Genomic DNA, 16392 nt, shown 5'->3' on the forward strand with positions numbered 1-16392 from the left:
CGATCGTCGCGCCGTACAAGGTCGACGCGCGGCGCTGCATCTCGTATCTGACGATCGAGCTGAAGGGCAGTATTCCGCTCGAGATGCGGCCGCTGATCGGCAATCGTGTGTACGGCTGCGACGACTGCCAGCTCGTGTGTCCGTGGAACAAGTTCGCGCAGGCCGCGCCGGTCGCCGATTTTGACGTGCGGCATGGGCTCGATCGCGCGTCGCTGGTCGAGCTGTTCGCGTGGAGCGCGCAGGAGTTCGATACGCGCATGCAAGGCAGCGCGATTCGCCGCATCGGTTATGAGAGCTGGCTGCGCAATCTCGCGGTCGGCATGGGCAATGCGCTGCGCGCGGCGCCCGCCAGCCTCGCCGCCGACGCGCGCGCGGCGATCGTGCAGGCGCTCAAGCAACGCGCCGACGACCCTTCGGCGGTCGTGCGCGAGCATGTGGAGTGGGCGCTCGAAGCGGCGTAAAGTAGCGGCAATTCGTGGTGAGCGGGTAGTCGCGTCGCGTACGGGCATCGGTGCGGGTACGCTATGCGGTGAACGCACGGTATGAATCCGCGCGTCAGTTTTCGAGCCGCGCGACTGAGGAGCACGCAAACATGTTCAACGCAGTCATCGATGCGCCGTTCGGCAAGGTCGGGATTCGTCTCGAAGGCGAGGCGGTGCGCGAGATCGTCTATCTGCCCGAATCGACCCGTAACGTCGAGCCCGATGCGCCGCTCGCGCGGCTGGCGGCCGAGCAGATCGAGCGCTATTTCGAGCGCGCGTCGACCACGTTCGAGCTGCCGCTTGCCGACGTCGGCACCGCGTTCCAGCGGCGCGTCTGGCAGGCGATCAACGAGATTCCACCGGGTGTCGTGCTCACATACGGACAACTCGCGAAGCAAGTGGGCAGCGTGCCGCGCGCGGTCGGCCAGGCGTGTGGCTCGAACTTCTTTCCGATCGTCATTCCGTGTCATCGGGTGGTGAGTACGAGCGGCATCGGCGGCTTCGCTCACCACGGCGGCGATGGCTTCTTTCGCAACGTCAAGCGCTGGCTGCTCGCCCACGAGCGTCTGCCGTACGCATGAGCACGACCGCTGTCACCGATACCTCTACACAAGCCGATCGCGCGGCCGTCGCGTCGCTGGTGATGCTGACCAGCAGCGCGTCGATCGACGCGTTCTGCGACGCGCTGTGGCTCGAACACGGGTTGTCGCGCAACACGCTCGACGCATATCGCCGTGACCTGCGGCTTTTCTGCGAGTGGCTCGCGACCACGCGCAACGCGTCGCTCGATACCGCGAGCGAAGCCGATCTCGCCGCCTACAGCGCGGCGCGGCAACACGACAAGGCGACCTCGGCGAACCGGCGGCTGTCGGTGTTTCGCCGCTACTATGGGTGGGCGGTGCGCGAGCACCGCGCGGCGACCGATCCGACGCTGCGCATCCGTTCGGCGAAGCAGCCGCCGCGTTTTCCGTCGACGCTCAGCGAGGCGCAGGTCGAAGCGCTGCTGGGCGCACCCGATATCGATACGCCGCTAGGCCTGCGTGATCGCACGATGCTCGAACTGATGTATGCGAGCGGTCTGCGCGTCACGGAACTGGTCACGCTGAAGACCGTCGAGGTCGGACTCAACGAAGGGGTCGTGCGCGTCATCGGCAAGGGCTCGAAAGAGCGGCTGATTCCATTCGGCGAAGAGGCGCACGACTGGATCGAGCGCTATCTGCGCAACGCGCGCCCGGCGCTGCTTGGCGCGCGCGCCGCCGATGCGCTGTTCGTGACCGCGCGTGCGGAAGGTATGACGCGCCAGCAGTTCTGGAACATCATCAAGCGGCACGCGGCCGCGGCCGGCGTGCATGCTCCGCTGTCGCCGCATACGCTGCGGCACGCGTTCGCGACGCATCTGCTCAATCACGGCGCGGACCTGCGCGTCGTGCAGCTATTGCTAGGCCATACCGATATTTCGACCACGCAGATCTACACGCACGTCGCGCGCGAGCGGTTGAAGTCGCTGCATGCGCAGCATCATCCTCGCGGGTGAGGTGAGCCAGGCGCGATGTGACGGGCGCCGGCCGTGTTTCACATCAGTTCGCGCAAGCGGTGTTTGAGAATCTTGCCGGTCGACGCAGCCGGCAGCGCCGCGAGCACTTTCAATTCGGCGGGCCGCTTGTACGGCGCGAGCCGTGCGCCGCACCACGCGATCAACTCGGCGGGCGTGACTGTCGCGCCTGAGATCAGCTCGACGAACCCGATCACTTCCTCATTGCCGTCGGCCGCGCGCCCGAGCACCGCCGACTGCACCACCTGCGGATGCGCGTTCAGCACATGCTCGACCTCGGCCGGATACACATTGAAGCCCGAGCGGATGATCAGCTCCTTGCTGCGCCCGACGATATGCAGCGCACCGTCCGCGTCCTGCCGCGCGAGGTCGCCGGTCCTGAGCCAGCCGTCTGCGGTCACTGCCGCGCGCGTCTCACCGGGACTGCGGTAGTAGCCGAGCATCACGTTGGGCCCGCGGACCCACAGTTCGCCTACCTCGCCAGCCGCCACCTCGATGCCATCGAGCGCCACGAACTTCACGTCGACACCCGGGATGACTTCGCCGACCGAGCAGTCGCCGCGCGGTGCGTCGAGCATCGTATGCGACACGGTCGGGCTGCTTTCGGTCATCCCGTAGCCGTTGTGCAGCGGTACACCGTAGACGGCTTCGGCCCGCGCTTTGAGCGCTGGGTCGAGTGGCGAGCCGCCGGAATAGGCGAAGCGCAGCCGCGGCGCGGACCACGCGTGGCCGTATGTTTGCAGGTGTTCTATTAGCTTCGCGTGCATCGCCGGCACGCCCTGGAAGATCGACACGCGTTCTTCCGCGAGCGCGTGTCGCACCGCTTCTGGCACGAAGCGCGGCGCGAGCCGCAGCGTCGCGCCGGCGTGCAGGCTGCCGAGGCACACCGATGCGAAGCCGTACACGTGCGAGATCGGCAGCACCGCGTACACGACGTCGTCAGGCCCGACTTTGCGCAGGCTGCTCGACACTGCCGCGATGTACAGCAGATTGCGATGCGACAGCATCACGCCCTTCGGTGTGCCGGTGGTGCCGGTCGTGTAGATCAGCGCCGCGCATTGGCGCTCGCTCGCGGCGTCGACCGGCTCGGCTTGGGCCGTCTCGTCGACTGCGTACGACCACGCGCCGACGTCCGGGGACAACGCGGGCGCCTGGGTGGCCCGATGCCGCTGCGCGTGTTGCTGCGCGTCGGGCGAACTCTCCACCGCGTACACGACGGCGCGCGGCTGCGCGTGCGTGCGAATCGAATCGAGTTCGGCCGCCGCCAGACGCGCGTTCGATACCAGCGCCCACGCATCGAGCCTCGCGGCGGCGAACAGCAGCACGATTTGCGCGATGCTGTTTTCCGCGACGATCATCACCCGATCGCCGCCGCGCACGCCCCATTCGCGCAGCAGTGCGGCGGCGGCGTCGACCGCTTGCAAGAGCTGCGCGTTGGTCAGCCGGCGCGCGTCCTCGATCAGCGCGATGTGCCGCGGATCGCGCGCGGCGGCGCGCGCCGGAATTTCGCTGATGCGCGCGGGCAGCGCGGCCAGCAGCGCCGGGATATCAATCGCGGCCCGGATGGATGAAACTGGGTTCAACGTTGTCTCCGCTGCAAGGTGATGGCCAAAGTGCGTCATCGCGCGACGCGCGGGATGACGCGTATTTCCGAACGATCGTGTCACAATCTGCGGACCCGCACAATTGGCCGTTCGGCAAATAGCGGCCATGCAAGCTCGCCCTTACAATGCGCCGATGAGCAAATTCAGACATGTGTCCGAAACGCCCGCCACGCAGATGCTGCGCCGCCATGGCGTCGAGTTCGGCGAGCATCCTTACGACTATGTCGAGCATGGCGGCACCGCGGAATCGTCGCGCCAGCTCGGCGTCGACGAGCATCATGTCGTGAAGACGCTGGTGATGGAAGACGAACACGCGAAGCCGCTGATCGTGTTGATGCACGGCGACCGCACCGTCAGCACGAAGAATCTCGCGCGGCAGATTGGCGCGAAGCGTGTCGAGCCGTGCAAGCCCGAGGTCGCGAACCGGCATTCGGGCTATCTGATCGGCGGCACGTCGCCGTTCGGCACGCGCAAGCAGATGCCAGTGTACGTCGAGTCGAGCATTCTGCAGATGGAGCGGATCTGGCTGAACGGTGGGCGGCGCGGCTTTCTCGTCAGTATCGAGCCGAAGGTGCTAACCGAACTGCTTGCGGCGAAGCCGGTGCAGTGCGCGAGTGTCGATTGACCTCCGGTTCGACGCTTGTAGCGAGGTTGGTGTTTACATACGGGTTCGGATAGCGTTGACGTTTGTGTCAGTGTTTTGCGTGCGCATGCGTTCGGTAGAATGTGCGCCGCCCCGTTTCGAGTGGCATCCTTGACGCGGTTGGGCGTCGAATGTCAGACCGCGATTCTTATAAGAGTCCCAGATGCAAAACGTGATCGTCGCTGTCGTTGCCTATCTGATCGGTTCGTTGTCGTTTGCCGTGATCGTGAGCGCCGCGATGGGGCTCGACGACCCGCGCTCGTATGGCTCGGGCAATCCGGGCGCTACCAACGTGCTGCGCAGCGGCAGCAAGAAGGCGGCGATTCTCACGCTGATCGGCGATGCGTTCAAGGGCTGGCTGCCGGTGTGGCTGGTCGTGCATGCCGGCGCGCGATACGGGCTCGACGACCGGTCGATCGCGATTGCGTCGATTGCCGTGTTTCTCGGTCACCTGTATCCGGTGTTCTTCCGCTTCAAGGGCGGCAAGGGCGTCGCGACTGCCGCGGGCGTGCTGCTCGCGATCAACCCGACGCTTGGCCTGGCGACGTTGCTGACCTGGTTGATCGTGGCGTTCTTCACGCGTTACTCGTCGCTCGCGGCGTTGTGTTCCGCGCTGTTCGCGCCGCTCTTCTACGTGTTCCTGTTTGGGCCGCGCATCGTCGCGCTGGCGGTCCTCGCGATGAGCCTGCTGCTGGTGTGGCGTCATCGCGGCAATATCACGAAGCTGATGCGCGGGCAGGAGAGCCGTATCGGCGACAAGAAGAGGGCCGCGAGTCCGGCGGCGAGGAGCGATCTTTGATTTCGACGGGGCTCTGGCTCTAGCCGGACGTGCCGCTAGAGCCTTGGTCCGAGGCTGCGTAGATAGCCTCGCGCCCCGCGCGACCGCTTAGTCGCGGAAGTTGTTGAAGTCGAGTGGCGTGTCGGTCACGTCCTTGCGCAGCATCGCGATTACGCTTTGCAGATCGTCGCGCTTGCCGCCGGTGATGCGCACCGCGTCACCCTGGATGCTCGCCTGAACCTTGATCTTGCTGTCCTTCACCAGGCGCACGATTTTCTTCGACAGGTCGCCGGACACGCCCTTTTTGATCTTGATCACCTGCTTGACCTTGTCGCCGCCGATCTTTTCGATCTTGCCGTAGTCGAGGAAGCGCACGTCGACGTTGCGCTTGGCCATTTTCGACAGCAGCACGTCCTTGACCTGGCCGAGCTTGAAATCGTCGTCCGCGTACGCGGTGATTTCGTTTTCCTTGTGCTCGACGCGCGCGTCGGACCCTTTGAAGTCGAAGCGCGTGGAAATTTCCTTGTTGGACTGCTCGATCGCGTTCTTGACTTCGATCATGTTCGCTTCGCAGACGACGTCAAACGATGGCATTGCATTCTCCCAATAGTGCGGCGGCGCACGACGCAGCCGGTCGGCTGTTCGCGGGGCACTCGCTATAATCATGGACCGGACGTCATTTTACCGACGCCACCCTTTTTTGCCCAAGGCCGCGCGCAGTATCGGACGGCGGCCGATCCGGCGCCGGCGGCGCGGGGTTGTCGTCATTCGTCGCATTCCTCGTTTTCCTGTTCCCTTCCGATCTCCTGATCCGCGATGTCCGAATCCGCGAAGTCCCAAGCTGCGATGTCCGCAACTGCGAAGTCCCAACCCGATATCCCGGCCGGTTCCGCGAGCGCCGCTTTCGGCGGCATTGCACCGCTCGTCGCCGACTATCCGCTGAAAGCACACAACACGTTCGGATTCGACGTGCGCGCGCAGTATGCGTGCGTGATCGAGCATGAAGAGCAGTTGCTGGCCGCGGTGCGTGACCCGCGTGTTGCCGGCCTGCCGCGCCTCGTGCTTGGCGGGGGCAGCAACGTGGTTTTGAGCGGCGATTTCGCCGGGCTCGTACTGCTGGTGGCGTTGCGCGGCCGCCGCGTCGTGCGCGACGATCAGGACGCATGGTACGTCGAGGCCGCCGGCGGTGAGCCGTGGCACGATTTCGTCGCATGGACGTTGGCGCAAGGCCTGCCCGGCCTCGAAAATCTCGCGCTGATTCCAGGCACGGTCGGCGCGGCGCCGATTCAGAACATCGGTGCATATGGGCTCGAGATCTGCGAGCGCTTCGCGTCGTTGCGGGCGATCGAGCTTGCGACCGGCGAGAGCGTCGAGCTCGACGCGCAGGCGTGCCGATTTGGCTACCGCGATAGCATTTTCAAGCGCGAAGGGCGCGAGCGTTTCGTGATCACGTCGGTGACGTTTCGTCTGCCGAAGGCGTGGCAACCGCGCGCCGGCTATACGGACCTTGCGCGTGAGCTGGCGGCGCGGGGTTACGCCGCGACCGTTGGGCAAGCCGACGGCGTAAGCGGCATAAGCGGCGTAAGCGGTGTAAGCGGTGTAAGCGGTGTAAGCGACACCGCGAAGCAGCCGGCTGCTCACGCGATCTTCGAGGCGGTGGTGGCTGTGCGGCGCGCGAAGCTGCCCGATCCGCTCGAACTCGGCAACGCGGGGAGCTTCTTCAAGAATCCGGTGATCGATGCCCGACAGTTCGACGCGCTGAAGCACCGCGAGCCGGACGTCGTCTCCTATCTGCAGCCGGGCGGGCGCGTGAAGCTGGCTGCGGGCTGGCTGATCGATCGATGCGGCTGGAAAGGCCGCGCAATCGGCGCGGCCGCTGTGCATGAACGGCAGGCGCTGGTGCTCGTGAATCGCGGCGGCGCAAGCGGCGCGCAAGTGTTGGCACTCGCCGAGGCAATCCAGCGCGACGTGCTCGAAAAATTTGGCGTGGAACTGGAAGCGGAGCCGGTTTGCTTGTGAGAGATCGCGAGCTTCCGGTCGCGAAGATGCTGCTGAGCTTGCGCAGGCGTATCCGCGCGGTCCGCACGAGATTCGGCGCGTCGAGCATGAAGCCGAGCCGGTCCGGTTGGCGGCGCGCTAGTTTCATGCGCGGTGGTGGGTGCGCGCGCTTGCATCAGCGATTACGCGGGATGTGATGGAAAGATTCGGCGTCGAGCATGAAGAACGCTGAGTGGTTCATGCGTGAGGCGCGCTGATTTCCCCGGTGGACATACTGGGGCTTGCGAGGGCGATTCAACGGAACGTGCCGGCAGAAGGCGCGTCCAGCGCTAACGCGCCGTGTTTGCTCCAGAGCGGGCGGCCCTTTTCGGCGCCCCAGGAACGAAGAAAGGCGCTGGCAATTTCCTGCCAGCGCCTTTTCTTTATGCTGCGTCTTCGGATTTTCGCTTTCGGCGGTGCGCCGGCTTGCACGCGCTGCGCATCACCGGCGCGGGTGCCCTGACTCTTCGCTCAATGATTCAGCTTGCCGAGCAGCAGGAATTCCATCAATGCTTTCTGCACGTGCAGACGGTTTTCCGCCTCATCCCATACGACGCTTTGCGGCCCGTCGATTACTTCCGCGCTGACTTCTTCGCCGCGGTGCGCAGGCAGGCAGTGCATGAAGAGCGCATCGGGGCTGGCGCGCGCCATCATTTCGGCGTCGACGCACCAGTCGGCGAACGCCTTCTTGCGCGCTTCGTTCTCGGCCTCGAAGCCCATACTGGTCCAGACGTCGGTGGTGACGAGGTCGGCGCCCGCGCACGCTTCGTTCGGGTCGTCGAATTCCTCGTAGAACGGCGCACTTTCCGCGGCGACGAGCGCGCGGTCGAGCTTGTAGCCGGGCGGCGTGGACAGGCGCAGCTTGAAGCCGACAATCTGCGCGGCTTCGATCCACGTGTACAGCATGTTGTTCGCGTCGCCGACCCATGCAACCGCCTTGCCGCGAATCGGGCCGCGATGCTCGAAGTACGTGAAGATGTCCGCGAGCACCTGGCACGGGTGGTACTCGTTGGTGAGCCCGTTGATCACCGGCACGCGCGAATTTTCGGCGAAGCGCTGGATGATGTCCTGACCGAACGTGCGGATCATGATGATGTCGACCATGCGCGAGATCACCTGCGCGGCGTCTTCGATCGGCTCGCCGCGTCCGAGTTGCGTGTCGCGCGTGCTCATGAATACCGCGTGGCCGCCGAGCTGGAAGATGCCGGCTTCGAACGACAGGCGGGTGCGCGTCGAATTCTTCTCGAAGATCATCGCCAGCGTGCGGTCATGCAGCGGGTGATAGGTCTCGTAGTTCTTGAATTTGCGTTTCAGGATGCGCGCGCGTTCCAGCACGTACTCGTAGTCTTGCAGCGAGAAATCCTTGAACTGGAGATAGTGGCGAATTTTCTTGGCGGTCATGAAACGAACACGGCGGTTTCGCCCCGCAGGATTGCCGGACGCCGCCGCCGTCGTGTTTGTGGCAACTCGATGCAGCATAAAGGATTTCGCCTCAGTTGACGAGTCGGCCAAAGGGCACGGCAAGCCGGCCGAAAGGTCGCCTGGAACTCGTGGCAGCTTGTGTGCGCTGCGGAAAAAAGGCTTGCTGCTGCGCTATAATCTACGGGTTATCCCAAAGCCCAGCTGGCCTGCGTTTGTGATTCGAAAGCGCGGCTCGCGCGGCGCGGAAAGCCGCCACGGCGTGGCCGTCGTAGCAGGCTCAACGGCGGTTCAGGCGGTATCGCACAGCGGTTCTCTTGGCGTGGTTGAAGATTGTGCGTCCGGAGTGAGTCTTGCGGTCCGCCGGCGGGTCACAAGCGCTTGCCCATGCCGTCCGCGGCGAATTCCAGCGCCTGGCCGGCGCGTTGCCGGTTTGCCGACGGTCCGCTGGGCAGTCACACAGGTATTCCTACATGGCCGAAGCAGCTCCAATCGAATATTTCATTCAGGGCATCACGTCGACCGGAAAAAGATTTCGGCCGAGCGACTGGTCCGAGCGGCTCGCGGGTGTGATGTCGTCCTTTGGGCCGGGTGTGAGGAAGGGGCCGAACGCCTATATGCAGTACTCGTTGTATGTCCGGCCGACCATGATCGGCGACCTCAAATGCGTCATTCTCGATTCCCGCCTGCGTGACATCGAGCCGATGGCTTTCGATTTCGTCCTCAACTTCGCGAAAGACAATGACCTCGTTGTGACCGAAGCATGCGAATTGGAACTCGAACATGCGCCGCCGCCGCAAGCCAAAAGACACGTGATTTAACGCCAGCAAGCTGCACCGGCAAAACAAAAACCCGCAAGCAGCGGGTTTTTTTGCGACCGGGGATGCAAAGCGTCGGCGATAGCGAACGTCGACAAGCGATCGCGGCGACCCGCTTCTCGCAGTGAGTCCCGGCGCGTTGTGCACACACGAAGCGCGCACAACAAAAAGCCCGCGAGAGCGGGCTTCTTGTGCAGCGGAAACAGGAGGTAGCCCGCCGGAGCGGGCCGACCGGATTACTGCGCTGCCGGCGCTTGCAGACCCTTGACGGCTGCAGCGAGACGGCTCTTTTGACGAGCTGCCTTGTTCTTGTGGACGATGTTCTTGTCCGCGATGATGTCGATGGTCTTCGACGATGCCTTGAAGATTTCGGCGGCCTTGGCTTGGTCGCCTGCGTCGATTGCCTTGCGGACGGCCTTGATAGCCGTGCGGAACTTCGAGCGCAGTGCCGAGTTGTGCGAGTTTGCCTTCGCGGCCTGGCGGGCGCGTTTACGTGCTTGTGCGGAGTTAGCCATGACGGTTCCTTATCCTGTTCCTGTTTCCAGTGCCCGGCCTTCGAAATGACTTCGGGAGGCGAGGTGCTGCTTCTCGATCCGAACCCCTGGAAGCGATTGTCCAGGAGCGCAAAAGTGTCGAAAAAATCGATCGGACTACGCGAAGGCGGGCCCGTGTTCCCGGTTGTTCGAGTGCATTGCCAGGCGGCTTGGCGCTTACCTGAGAATCCTGTTCGGCAACCGTTTGAAAACTGAGCGAGCTTCGAAACCGGCGATTATAGCAACAAAATCAGGCACGTGACAACGAGAAAGCTATGACGGCGCCGCGACGATCACGCGGCGCACTACATGGGTGTGCGTTTCCGATTCGCGCCCCGCGATGCCTGCGGCGCCGAAGCGCGCCGTAATGAAGACGCGAGTACGAGGCCTCGGTCACGAGACCCCACTGCGAACCCGGGCCGCCGTAGCTGAAAAACTACAAAAAACACCCAGAACCGTACGTTGTGGTCAATCGGAGCGAACGTCTGCGCGGCAAATCGGTCCGACTCGCTCTCCGGCTCGTCGCCCGCATTGGCGGGACAAGTATAATAAGCGCCCCATGAATCTATTCCGAGCCCTGCTGACGGTCAGCGGCTTCACGCTGCTGTCGCGCGTGACCGGACTGGCCCGTGAAACGCTGATCGCCCGTGCGTTCGGCGCCAGTCAATACACCGACGCTTTCTACGTCGCCTTCCGCATTCCCAATCTGCTGCGCCGTATTTCCGCCGAGGGCGCGTTCTCGCAAGCCTTCGTGCCGATCCTCGCCGAGTTCAAGAACCAGCAGGGTCATGACGCGACCAAGGCGCTCGTCGACGCGACCTCGACCGTGCTCGCATGGGCGCTCGCGGTGCTGTCGCTGCTCGGCGTGATCGGCGCGTCGGCTGTCGTATTCGTCGTCGCGTCAGGGCTCGCGCATGAGGGCCACGCGTATCAGCTCGCGGTCGCGATGACGCGCATCATGTTCCCGTACATCATTTTCATCTCGCTGACTTCGCTCGCGTCCGGCGTGCTGAATACGTACAAGAACTTTTCGCTGCCCGCGTTCGCGCCGGTGCTCCTGAACGTCGCGTTCATCCTTGCGGCGGTGTTCGTCGCGCCGCGCCTGCAAACGCCGGTGTACGCGCTCGCATGGGCGGTGATCGTCGGAGGCGTGCTGCAATTCATCGTGCAGTTGCCCGGCCTGAAGAAAATCGACATGATGCCGCGCATCGGCCTCAATCCGCTGCGCGCGCTCGCGCATCGCGGCGTGAAGCGGGTGCTGTCGAAGATGGTGCCGGCGATGTTCGCGGTATCGGTCGCGCAGATCAGCCTCATCATCAACACGAACATCGCGTCGCGCATCGGGCCGGGCGCGGTGTCGTGGATCAATTACGCGGATCGGCTGATGGAATTCCCGACCGCGCTGCTCGGCGTCGCGCTCGGCACGATCCTGCTGCCGAGCCTGTCGAAAGCGCACGTCGACGCCGATGGGCACGAGTATTCGTCGCTGCTCGACTGGGGCCTGCGTGTCACGTTCCTGCTCGCCGCGCCGAGCGCGGTCGCGCTGTTTTTTTTCGCGCAACCGCTGACGGCAGTGCTGTTCAACTACGGCAAGTTCGACGGCAACTCGGTCGTGATGGTGAGCCGCGCGCTGTCCGCCTACGGCATCGGGCTGGTCGGGCTGATCCTGATCAAGATTCTCGCGCCCGGCTTCTACGCGAAGCAGGACATCAAGACGCCGGTGAAAATCGGCGTCGGCGTGCTGATCGTCACGCAGCTCAGCAACTACGTGTTCGTGCCGGTGTTCGCCCATGCGGGACTGACGCTGAGCGTCGGGCTCGGCGCTTGCGTGAACGCGCTGCTGCTGTTCGCCGGACTGCGCAAGCGCGGCATCTATATGCCGTCGCGCGGCTGGCTCAAGTTCTTCGTGCAACTACTCGGCGCCTGCCTCGTGCTCGCTGGGGCGATGCGCTGGTTCGCGATCAGCTTCGACTGGATCGGCATGCATAGTCAGCCGGTCGACCGTATGGTGTTGCTCGGTGCGTGCCTCGTGCTGTTCGCGGCGCTATATTTCGGTATGCTCTGGCTGATGGGCTTCAAATACGCGTATTTCAAAAGGCGAGTGAAGTGATCACGATGACGCGGGTTCTCGACTATTTCAGCACGCTCGTTGCCGACGACGAAAGTCTGCCGTTGACGGAGACCGCGTTGTCTCTCGCGCAGGACGCCTATCCCGATCTCGACCTGCAAGGCGCGCTCGCCGAGATCGACGAACTGGTGCTGCGTCTGCGGCGCCGCATGCCGGACGACGCAGACATCCGTCAGAAGGTCGGCATTCTGAATCGCTTTTTCTTCCGTGAGCTCGGCTTCGCGAGCAATCTGAACGATTACTACGACCCCGACAACAGCCATCTGAATGCCGTGCTCAAGCGCCGCCGCGGCATTCCGATTTCGCTTGCGGTGCTGTATCTGGAGATGGCCGAGCAAATCGGCATTCCAGTGCGCGGCGTGTCGTTTCCCGGTCATTTCCTGCTGCGCGTAACGACGCCCGACGGCGACGTGATGCTCGATCCGACCACCGGCCATTCGCTGTCCGAGGCTCAGATGGTGGAAATGCTGGAGCCGTATGTGGCGTCGGCCGGTGATTCGATTGGCCGCGCGCTGCGCATGCTGCTGCAGCCGGCTACACGCCGCGAGATCGTCGCGCGGATGCTGCGCAATCTGAAGTCAATCTATCTGCAGACCGAGCGCTGGCAGCGCCTGCTCGGGGTGCAGCAGCGGCTCGTGATCCTGCTGCCGGAGAACATCGAGGAAGTGCGCGACCGCGGCTTTGCATACGCGCGGCTCGATTATCTGCGCCCGGCGCTCGAAGACCTCGAAAGCTACCTCGGCGATCGCCCCGATGCGGAAGACGCGACGGTGGTCGAGTCGCAATTGCATGAACTTCGCCAGCGCGCGCGGCAAGACGGCGGCGCATAGCGGTACGCATTCCGGTCTGTAAAAACAACAACGCCTGCACATGTGTCATCCATGTGCAGGCGTTTTTTCGTGCCGAGTGCCGCGAGTGCGGCGCGCGAGGATCGGTCGTTTCACTTCGGCTGCATGCGGATCGCGCCGTCCAGACGGATCACTTCGCCGTTGAGCATCGGATTGTCGAAGATCTGCTTCGCGAGCATCGCGTATTCCGACGGTTTCCCCAGCCGAGGCGGGAACGGCACCATCGCGCCCAGCGCGTCTTGCACCTCCGGCGGCATGCCGAGCAGCATCGGCGTCTCGAAGATGCCGGGAGCGATCGTCATCACGCGGATCGCATTGCGTGACAGGTCGCGTGCGATCGGCAGCGTCATCCCGACCACGCCGCCCTTCGACGCGGCGTACGCGGCCTGGCCGATCTGGCCGTCGTATGCGGCGACCGATGCGGTATTGATGATCACGCCACGCTCACCGGAGGCGTTCGGCTCGTTCTTCGACATTTGCGCCGCGGCGAGCCGGATCATATTGAATGTGCCGATCAGATTGATCGAGATCGTGCGCGTGAACAGATCGAGCGGATGGGGGCCGTCCTTGCCGACCGTTTTCGAGGCTGGCGCCACGCCCGCGCAATTGACCAGACCGCGCAGCGTGCCGAGCTTTGCCGCGGTTTCGACTGCGTTGAAAGCGTCTTCCTCGCGGCTGACATCGCACTTGACGAATACGCCGCCGAGTTCCTTCGCGAGCGCCTCGCCAGCGTCCAGATTCAGGTCGGCGACGACGACCTTGCCACCGTTCTCGACGATCAGCCGCGCGGTGGCGGCGCCCAGTCCCGATGCACCGCCGGTGATCAAAAACACGTTGTCGCGAATCTCCATGTCTTCTCCTTTACTACGGTTGTTCAGTACCGTCTCAATCGGATTTGTATTTCGATGATCGATTGTAGCGGCTGTGTTGCAACGCGGAAAGCGAGTAAGCGGCCGTGGTGGCGTGGCTAAGGTGGCGCTCCGGAGCGCGAGTACCTCTGACGAATCGACCATCCAGCAACAAAAAACCCGCCGACATCGGCGGGTTTTCATCGAACGCTAACAGGCAGGCGCAGCGAGGCGACGCCTATTTCAGCGCGTCGAACACGCGGGCACGGATTTCATCGACACTGCCGAGGCCCGATATTCGGCGGTATTGCGGCGCCTTCAACGAAGTCGATGCATCGCCGTTTTTCGCCCAGTTGTTGTAGTAATCGATCAGCGGCTTGGTTTGCGACTCATACACCTGAAGGCGCTTCTTGACCGTTTCTTCCTTGTCGTCGTCGCGCTGGATCAGCGGCTCGCCGGTCACGTCGTCGACGCCTTCGACCTGCGGCGGATTGAACGTCACGTGATACGTGCGGCCCGAAGCGGGGTGCGAGCGGCGGCCGCTCATGCGAACGATGATCTCGTCGAACGGCACGTCGATTTCCAGCACGTAGTCGATCGCAACGCCGGCGTGCTTCATTGCCTCGGCTTGCGGAATCGTGCGCGGAAAGCCGTCGAACAGGTAGCCGTTCGCGCAATCCGGCTGCTGCAGGCGCTCCTTCACGAGATTGATGATCAGTTCGTCGGTGACCAGTTCACCCGCGTCCATGAAGCGCTTTGCTTCGAGGCCGAGCGGCGTGCCTGCCTTGACGGCCGCTCGCAGCATGTCGCCCGTCGAGATTTGCGGGATGCCGAACTTTTCCTTGATGAAGTTAGCCTGAGTGCCCTTGCCAGCGCCCGGTGCACCCAACAGGATCAAACGCATGTGATATCTCCAGAACTATGTGAATTCTTGGCTGGCGCGGCGATTCTCCGGACGGCACTCCCAAGGCCCGCATCGGCCGTCGTGTGTCGCGCTGCACGTCGCACTGCGACGGCGCTGCGAACGTCGATGGCGTGACCGGGACAACCCGAATGCCGCGCGTCATTGGAGACGCGCACAAGCGTCCGATTATGCCATGGCTTCCGACGCTCAAGACCCGAATAAAGCCCGTACGCGCGCGAGATCGGCGGGGGTATCGACGCCCGGCAGAGGCACGTCATGCGTGACCAGCACGGCGATGCGTTCGCCATGCCACATCGCGCGTAGCTGTTCGAGCGCTTCGACCTGCTCGATCGGGGAGATCGCGAGGCTCGGGTACGTGCGCAGGAATTTGGCGCGATACGCGTACAGGCCGATGTGCCGATACACGACGGCAGGCGCAGGGGGTGAGGGCATCGACGCGACGTCGGGCCAGTGCGGCGACCACGCGTCGCGCGCCCAAGGGATCGGTGCGCGCGAAAAATACAGCGCGACGCCGCGCGCGTCCGGCACGACCTTGACCACGTTCGGATTGAAGATCTCGCCCGGATCGGTGATCGGATGCGCGGCGGTGGCGATCGCGCAGCCGCCGGTCGCCGCCAGATGCGCGGCGACGCCGCGCACGAGCGCCGGGTCGATCAGCGGCTCGTCTCCCTGCACGTTGACGACGATCGTGTCGTCGCTCCAGCCGAAGCGCGTGGCGACTTCCGCGAGACGGTCTGTGCCGGAAGGATGATCGGCGCGTGTGAGCACCGCGTCGAAGCCATGATCGTGCGCCGCGTCGAGCACCGCCTGCTCGTCCGAGGCGATCAGCACCTGTTGCGCGCCCGAGTCGCGCGCGCGCTCCGCGACCCGCACGACCATCGGCTTGCCGCCGATGTCCGCGAGCGGCTTGTTGGGTAGACGCGTCGATGCGAGGCGAGCCGGAACGACGGCAATAAACGGGTGGGCAGGAGTGTGGGTCATCGGATCAGGGACGGGCGACGAGAGGGGATCGGGCTAGGCGTTGGAACCCGCGCTTACGCACGCGGCGCGGACGCAAACCAAACTCAAACTCAAACGTGTCGAGTCGTACGGAGGAAAAACGGAAGCGGCGGATGATCGACGATGCGCGGACCTACGCGGCAATCCACCTTTGCGCGAGGCGGCGTCGCTCAGCACGCCTCGCAGCGACGGCCCGTTTCAGGCAACCGAGCCCGGATTCAGATCGACAGGCGTGCCTTCGACGGTTTGCCGCGCTTCGTCGACCAGCATCACCGGAATGCCGTCGCGGATCGGGTAGGCGAGCTTGTCCGCGTTGCAGATGAGTTCCTGCACGGCGCGGTCGTAGCTGAGCGGGCCCTTGCAGATCGGGCAGACGAGAATTTCAAGCAGGCGAGCGTCCACGGACTTTCTCCACGACTAATGCGGTGAGGCGATGATCGAGCGCGGCTTCGACCGGGACAACCCAGATGCGCGCGTCGTGCCAGGACCCTAATTTTACCGCATCCTTTTCGGTGATCAGGATCGCGTCGGCGTCGATATCGGTGAACGGGTTGCGCTCGAACGCGTAGTGATCGGGCAGCGCGCGGGTGGCGGGCGTGAGACCGGCCGCGCGCAGCGTCGCGAAAAAGCGCTCGGGCGCGCCGATGCCGGCCGCGGCCAGCACGCGCTCGCCGCTGAATTGCGCGAGCGGCCGACGCAACGCGGGATTGTCGAGATGCCACGCGTCGGCGGGCGCGAGTTGCAGCGCGAAGGTGTTTGGCCACGCGGGCAGCGAGCG

18 protein-coding genes are annotated in these 16392 nt (G+C 64.1%); 9 read left to right on the forward strand and 9 right to left on the reverse strand.

Annotation, left to right across the window (positions count from 1 at the left end):
* From VGH68_RS29100 to xerD, 3 genes are all read left to right on the forward strand, one after another.
* A partial coding sequence (locus VGH68_RS29100) for a 4Fe-4S double cluster binding domain-containing protein (protein ID WP_331607198.1) occupies window positions 1–461 on the forward strand: 461 nt, incomplete at its 5' end.
* A 131-nt stretch (window positions 462–592) separates the two neighbouring features.
* Window positions 593–1063, forward strand: a complete 471-nt coding sequence (locus VGH68_RS29105; RefSeq protein WP_331607199.1) for a methylated-DNA--[protein]-cysteine S-methyltransferase — start codon at window positions 593–595, stop codon at window positions 1061–1063.
* Window positions 1060–2016, forward strand: coding sequence for a site-specific tyrosine recombinase XerD (gene xerD / locus VGH68_RS29110; RefSeq protein WP_331607200.1), 957 nt, complete (start codon window positions 1060–1062; stop codon window positions 2014–2016). The genes VGH68_RS29105 and xerD overlap by 4 nt, the downstream gene beginning before the upstream one ends.
* A gap of 38 nt (window positions 2017–2054) precedes the next feature.
* Here xerD and VGH68_RS29115 read toward each other — a convergent pair whose 3' ends face one another.
* A complete protein-coding gene (locus VGH68_RS29115) occupies window positions 2055–3617 on the reverse strand; it encodes a class I adenylate-forming enzyme family protein (RefSeq protein WP_331607202.1) in 1563 nt (520 codons plus the stop codon).
* 154 nt (window positions 3618–3771) lie between these two features.
* Between VGH68_RS29115 and ybaK the strand changes: the two genes are divergently transcribed.
* Window positions 3772–4263 (forward strand): Cys-tRNA(Pro) deacylase, encoded by a 492-nt coding sequence (gene ybaK / locus VGH68_RS29120; RefSeq protein WP_331607203.1) that lies wholly within the window; start codon window positions 3772–3774, stop codon window positions 4261–4263.
* Between the two features lie 181 nt (window positions 4264–4444).
* Window positions 4445–5080 carry a glycerol-3-phosphate 1-O-acyltransferase PlsY gene (gene plsY / locus VGH68_RS29125; protein ID WP_331607204.1) on the forward strand — a complete coding sequence of 212 codons (636 nt, stop codon included), beginning with the start codon at window positions 4445–4447 and terminating at the stop codon, window positions 5078–5080.
* An 87-nt stretch (window positions 5081–5167) separates the two neighbouring features.
* Here plsY and VGH68_RS29130 read toward each other — a convergent pair whose 3' ends face one another.
* Window positions 5168–5653: a YajQ family cyclic di-GMP-binding protein gene (locus tag VGH68_RS29130; RefSeq protein WP_007180572.1), complete on the reverse strand. Its 486-nt coding sequence runs from the start codon at window positions 5651–5653 to the stop codon at window positions 5168–5170.
* A gap of 252 nt (window positions 5654–5905) precedes the next feature.
* Between VGH68_RS29130 and murB the strand changes: the two genes are divergently transcribed.
* Complete coding sequence (gene murB, locus VGH68_RS29135) at window positions 5906–7078, forward strand: UDP-N-acetylmuramate dehydrogenase (protein ID WP_331607205.1); 1173 nt, start codon at window positions 5906–5908, stop codon at window positions 7076–7078.
* A 489-nt stretch (window positions 7079–7567) separates the two neighbouring features.
* Here the strand turns inward: murB and argF are convergent, their stop codons facing one another.
* On the reverse strand, window positions 7568–8497 hold the full coding sequence (gene argF / locus VGH68_RS29140; protein WP_331607206.1) for an ornithine carbamoyltransferase: 930 nt from the start codon (window positions 8495–8497) through the stop codon (window positions 7568–7570).
* Window positions 8498–8988: 491 nt separating this feature from the next.
* Between argF and VGH68_RS29145 the strand changes: the two genes are divergently transcribed.
* On the forward strand, window positions 8989–9336 hold the full coding sequence (locus tag VGH68_RS29145; protein WP_331607207.1) for a DUF3579 domain-containing protein: 348 nt from the start codon (window positions 8989–8991) through the stop codon (window positions 9334–9336).
* Between the two features lie 233 nt (window positions 9337–9569).
* Here the strand turns inward: VGH68_RS29145 and rpsT are convergent, their stop codons facing one another.
* Entirely contained in the window at window positions 9570–9848 is a 279-nt protein-coding gene (rpsT, locus tag VGH68_RS29150; RefSeq protein ID WP_331607208.1) for a 30S ribosomal protein S20, read from the reverse strand.
* Window positions 9849–10425: 577 nt separating this feature from the next.
* On the opposite strand from rpsT, the gene murJ reads away from it, so the two are divergent.
* Both murJ and VGH68_RS29160 read left to right on the forward strand, forming a co-directional pair.
* Entirely contained in the window at window positions 10426–11976 is a 1551-nt protein-coding gene (gene murJ / locus VGH68_RS29155) for a murein biosynthesis integral membrane protein MurJ (RefSeq protein ID WP_331607209.1), read from the forward strand.
* A 5-nt stretch (window positions 11977–11981) separates the two neighbouring features.
* Window positions 11982–12824, forward strand: coding sequence for a SirB1 family protein (locus VGH68_RS29160; protein WP_331607215.1), 843 nt, complete (start codon window positions 11982–11984; stop codon window positions 12822–12824).
* 110 nt (window positions 12825–12934) lie between these two features.
* On the opposite strand, the gene VGH68_RS29165 is transcribed toward VGH68_RS29160, so the two are convergent.
* From VGH68_RS29165 to VGH68_RS29185, 5 genes are all read right to left on the reverse strand, one after another.
* Entirely contained in the window at window positions 12935–13693 is a 759-nt protein-coding gene (locus VGH68_RS29165; RefSeq protein WP_331607210.1) for a 3-hydroxyacyl-CoA dehydrogenase, read from the reverse strand.
* A 235-nt stretch (window positions 13694–13928) separates the two neighbouring features.
* Complete coding sequence (gene adk / locus VGH68_RS29170; RefSeq protein ID WP_331607211.1) at window positions 13929–14594, reverse strand: adenylate kinase; 666 nt, start codon at window positions 14592–14594, stop codon at window positions 13929–13931.
* Window positions 14595–14801: 207 nt separating this feature from the next.
* A complete protein-coding gene (gene kdsB, locus VGH68_RS29175; RefSeq protein ID WP_331607212.1) occupies window positions 14802–15596 on the reverse strand; it encodes a 3-deoxy-manno-octulosonate cytidylyltransferase in 795 nt (264 codons plus the stop codon).
* Between the two features lie 216 nt (window positions 15597–15812).
* Entirely contained in the window at window positions 15813–16016 is a 204-nt protein-coding gene (locus tag VGH68_RS29180; protein WP_331607213.1) for a Trm112 family protein, read from the reverse strand.
* On the reverse strand, window positions 15997–16392 hold a 396-nt coding region (locus tag VGH68_RS29185), incomplete at its 5' end, for a tetraacyldisaccharide 4'-kinase (protein ID WP_331607214.1). The genes VGH68_RS29185 and VGH68_RS29180, both read right to left, overlap by 20 nt.

The sequence above is a fragment of the Paraburkholderia sp. genome (genome assembly GCF_036488505.1).
Taxonomy (GTDB): Bacteria; Pseudomonadota; Gammaproteobacteria; order Burkholderiales; family Burkholderiaceae; genus Paraburkholderia.

Bases quoted from the DNA above. Each gene is read 5' to 3' on its own strand.
- VGH68_RS29105 (WP_331607199.1), top strand. From the start codon at position 593: ATGTTCAACGCAGTCATCGATGCGCCGTTCGGCAAGGTCGGGATTCGT.
- xerD (WP_331607200.1), top strand. From the start codon at position 1,060: ATGAGCACGACCGCTGTCACCGATACCTCTACACAAGCCGATCGCGCG.
- ybaK (WP_331607203.1), top strand. From the start codon at position 3,772: ATGAGCAAATTCAGACATGTGTCCGAAACGCCCGCCACGCAGATGCTG.
- plsY (WP_331607204.1), top strand. From the start codon at position 4,445: ATGCAAAACGTGATCGTCGCTGTCGTTGCCTATCTGATCGGTTCGTTG.
- VGH68_RS29130 (WP_007180572.1), bottom strand. From the start codon at position 5,653: ATGCCATCGTTTGACGTCGTCTGCGAAGCGAACATGATCGAAGTCAAG.
- murB (WP_331607205.1), top strand. From the start codon at position 5,906: ATGTCCGCAACTGCGAAGTCCCAACCCGATATCCCGGCCGGTTCCGCG.
- argF (WP_331607206.1), bottom strand. From the start codon at position 8,497: ATGACCGCCAAGAAAATTCGCCACTATCTCCAGTTCAAGGATTTCTCG.
- VGH68_RS29145 (WP_331607207.1), top strand. From the start codon at position 8,989: ATGGCCGAAGCAGCTCCAATCGAATATTTCATTCAGGGCATCACGTCG.
- rpsT (WP_331607208.1), bottom strand. From the start codon at position 9,848: ATGGCTAACTCCGCACAAGCACGTAAACGCGCCCGCCAGGCCGCGAAG.
- murJ (WP_331607209.1), top strand. From the start codon at position 10,426: ATGAATCTATTCCGAGCCCTGCTGACGGTCAGCGGCTTCACGCTGCTG.
- VGH68_RS29160 (WP_331607215.1), top strand. From the start codon at position 11,982: ATGACGCGGGTTCTCGACTATTTCAGCACGCTCGTTGCCGACGACGAA.
- VGH68_RS29165 (WP_331607210.1), bottom strand. From the start codon at position 13,693: ATGGAGATTCGCGACAACGTGTTTTTGATCACCGGCGGTGCATCGGGA.
- adk (WP_331607211.1), bottom strand. From the start codon at position 14,594: ATGCGTTTGATCCTGTTGGGTGCACCGGGCGCTGGCAAGGGCACTCAG.
- kdsB (WP_331607212.1), bottom strand. From the start codon at position 15,596: ATGACCCACACTCCTGCCCACCCGTTTATTGCCGTCGTTCCGGCTCGC.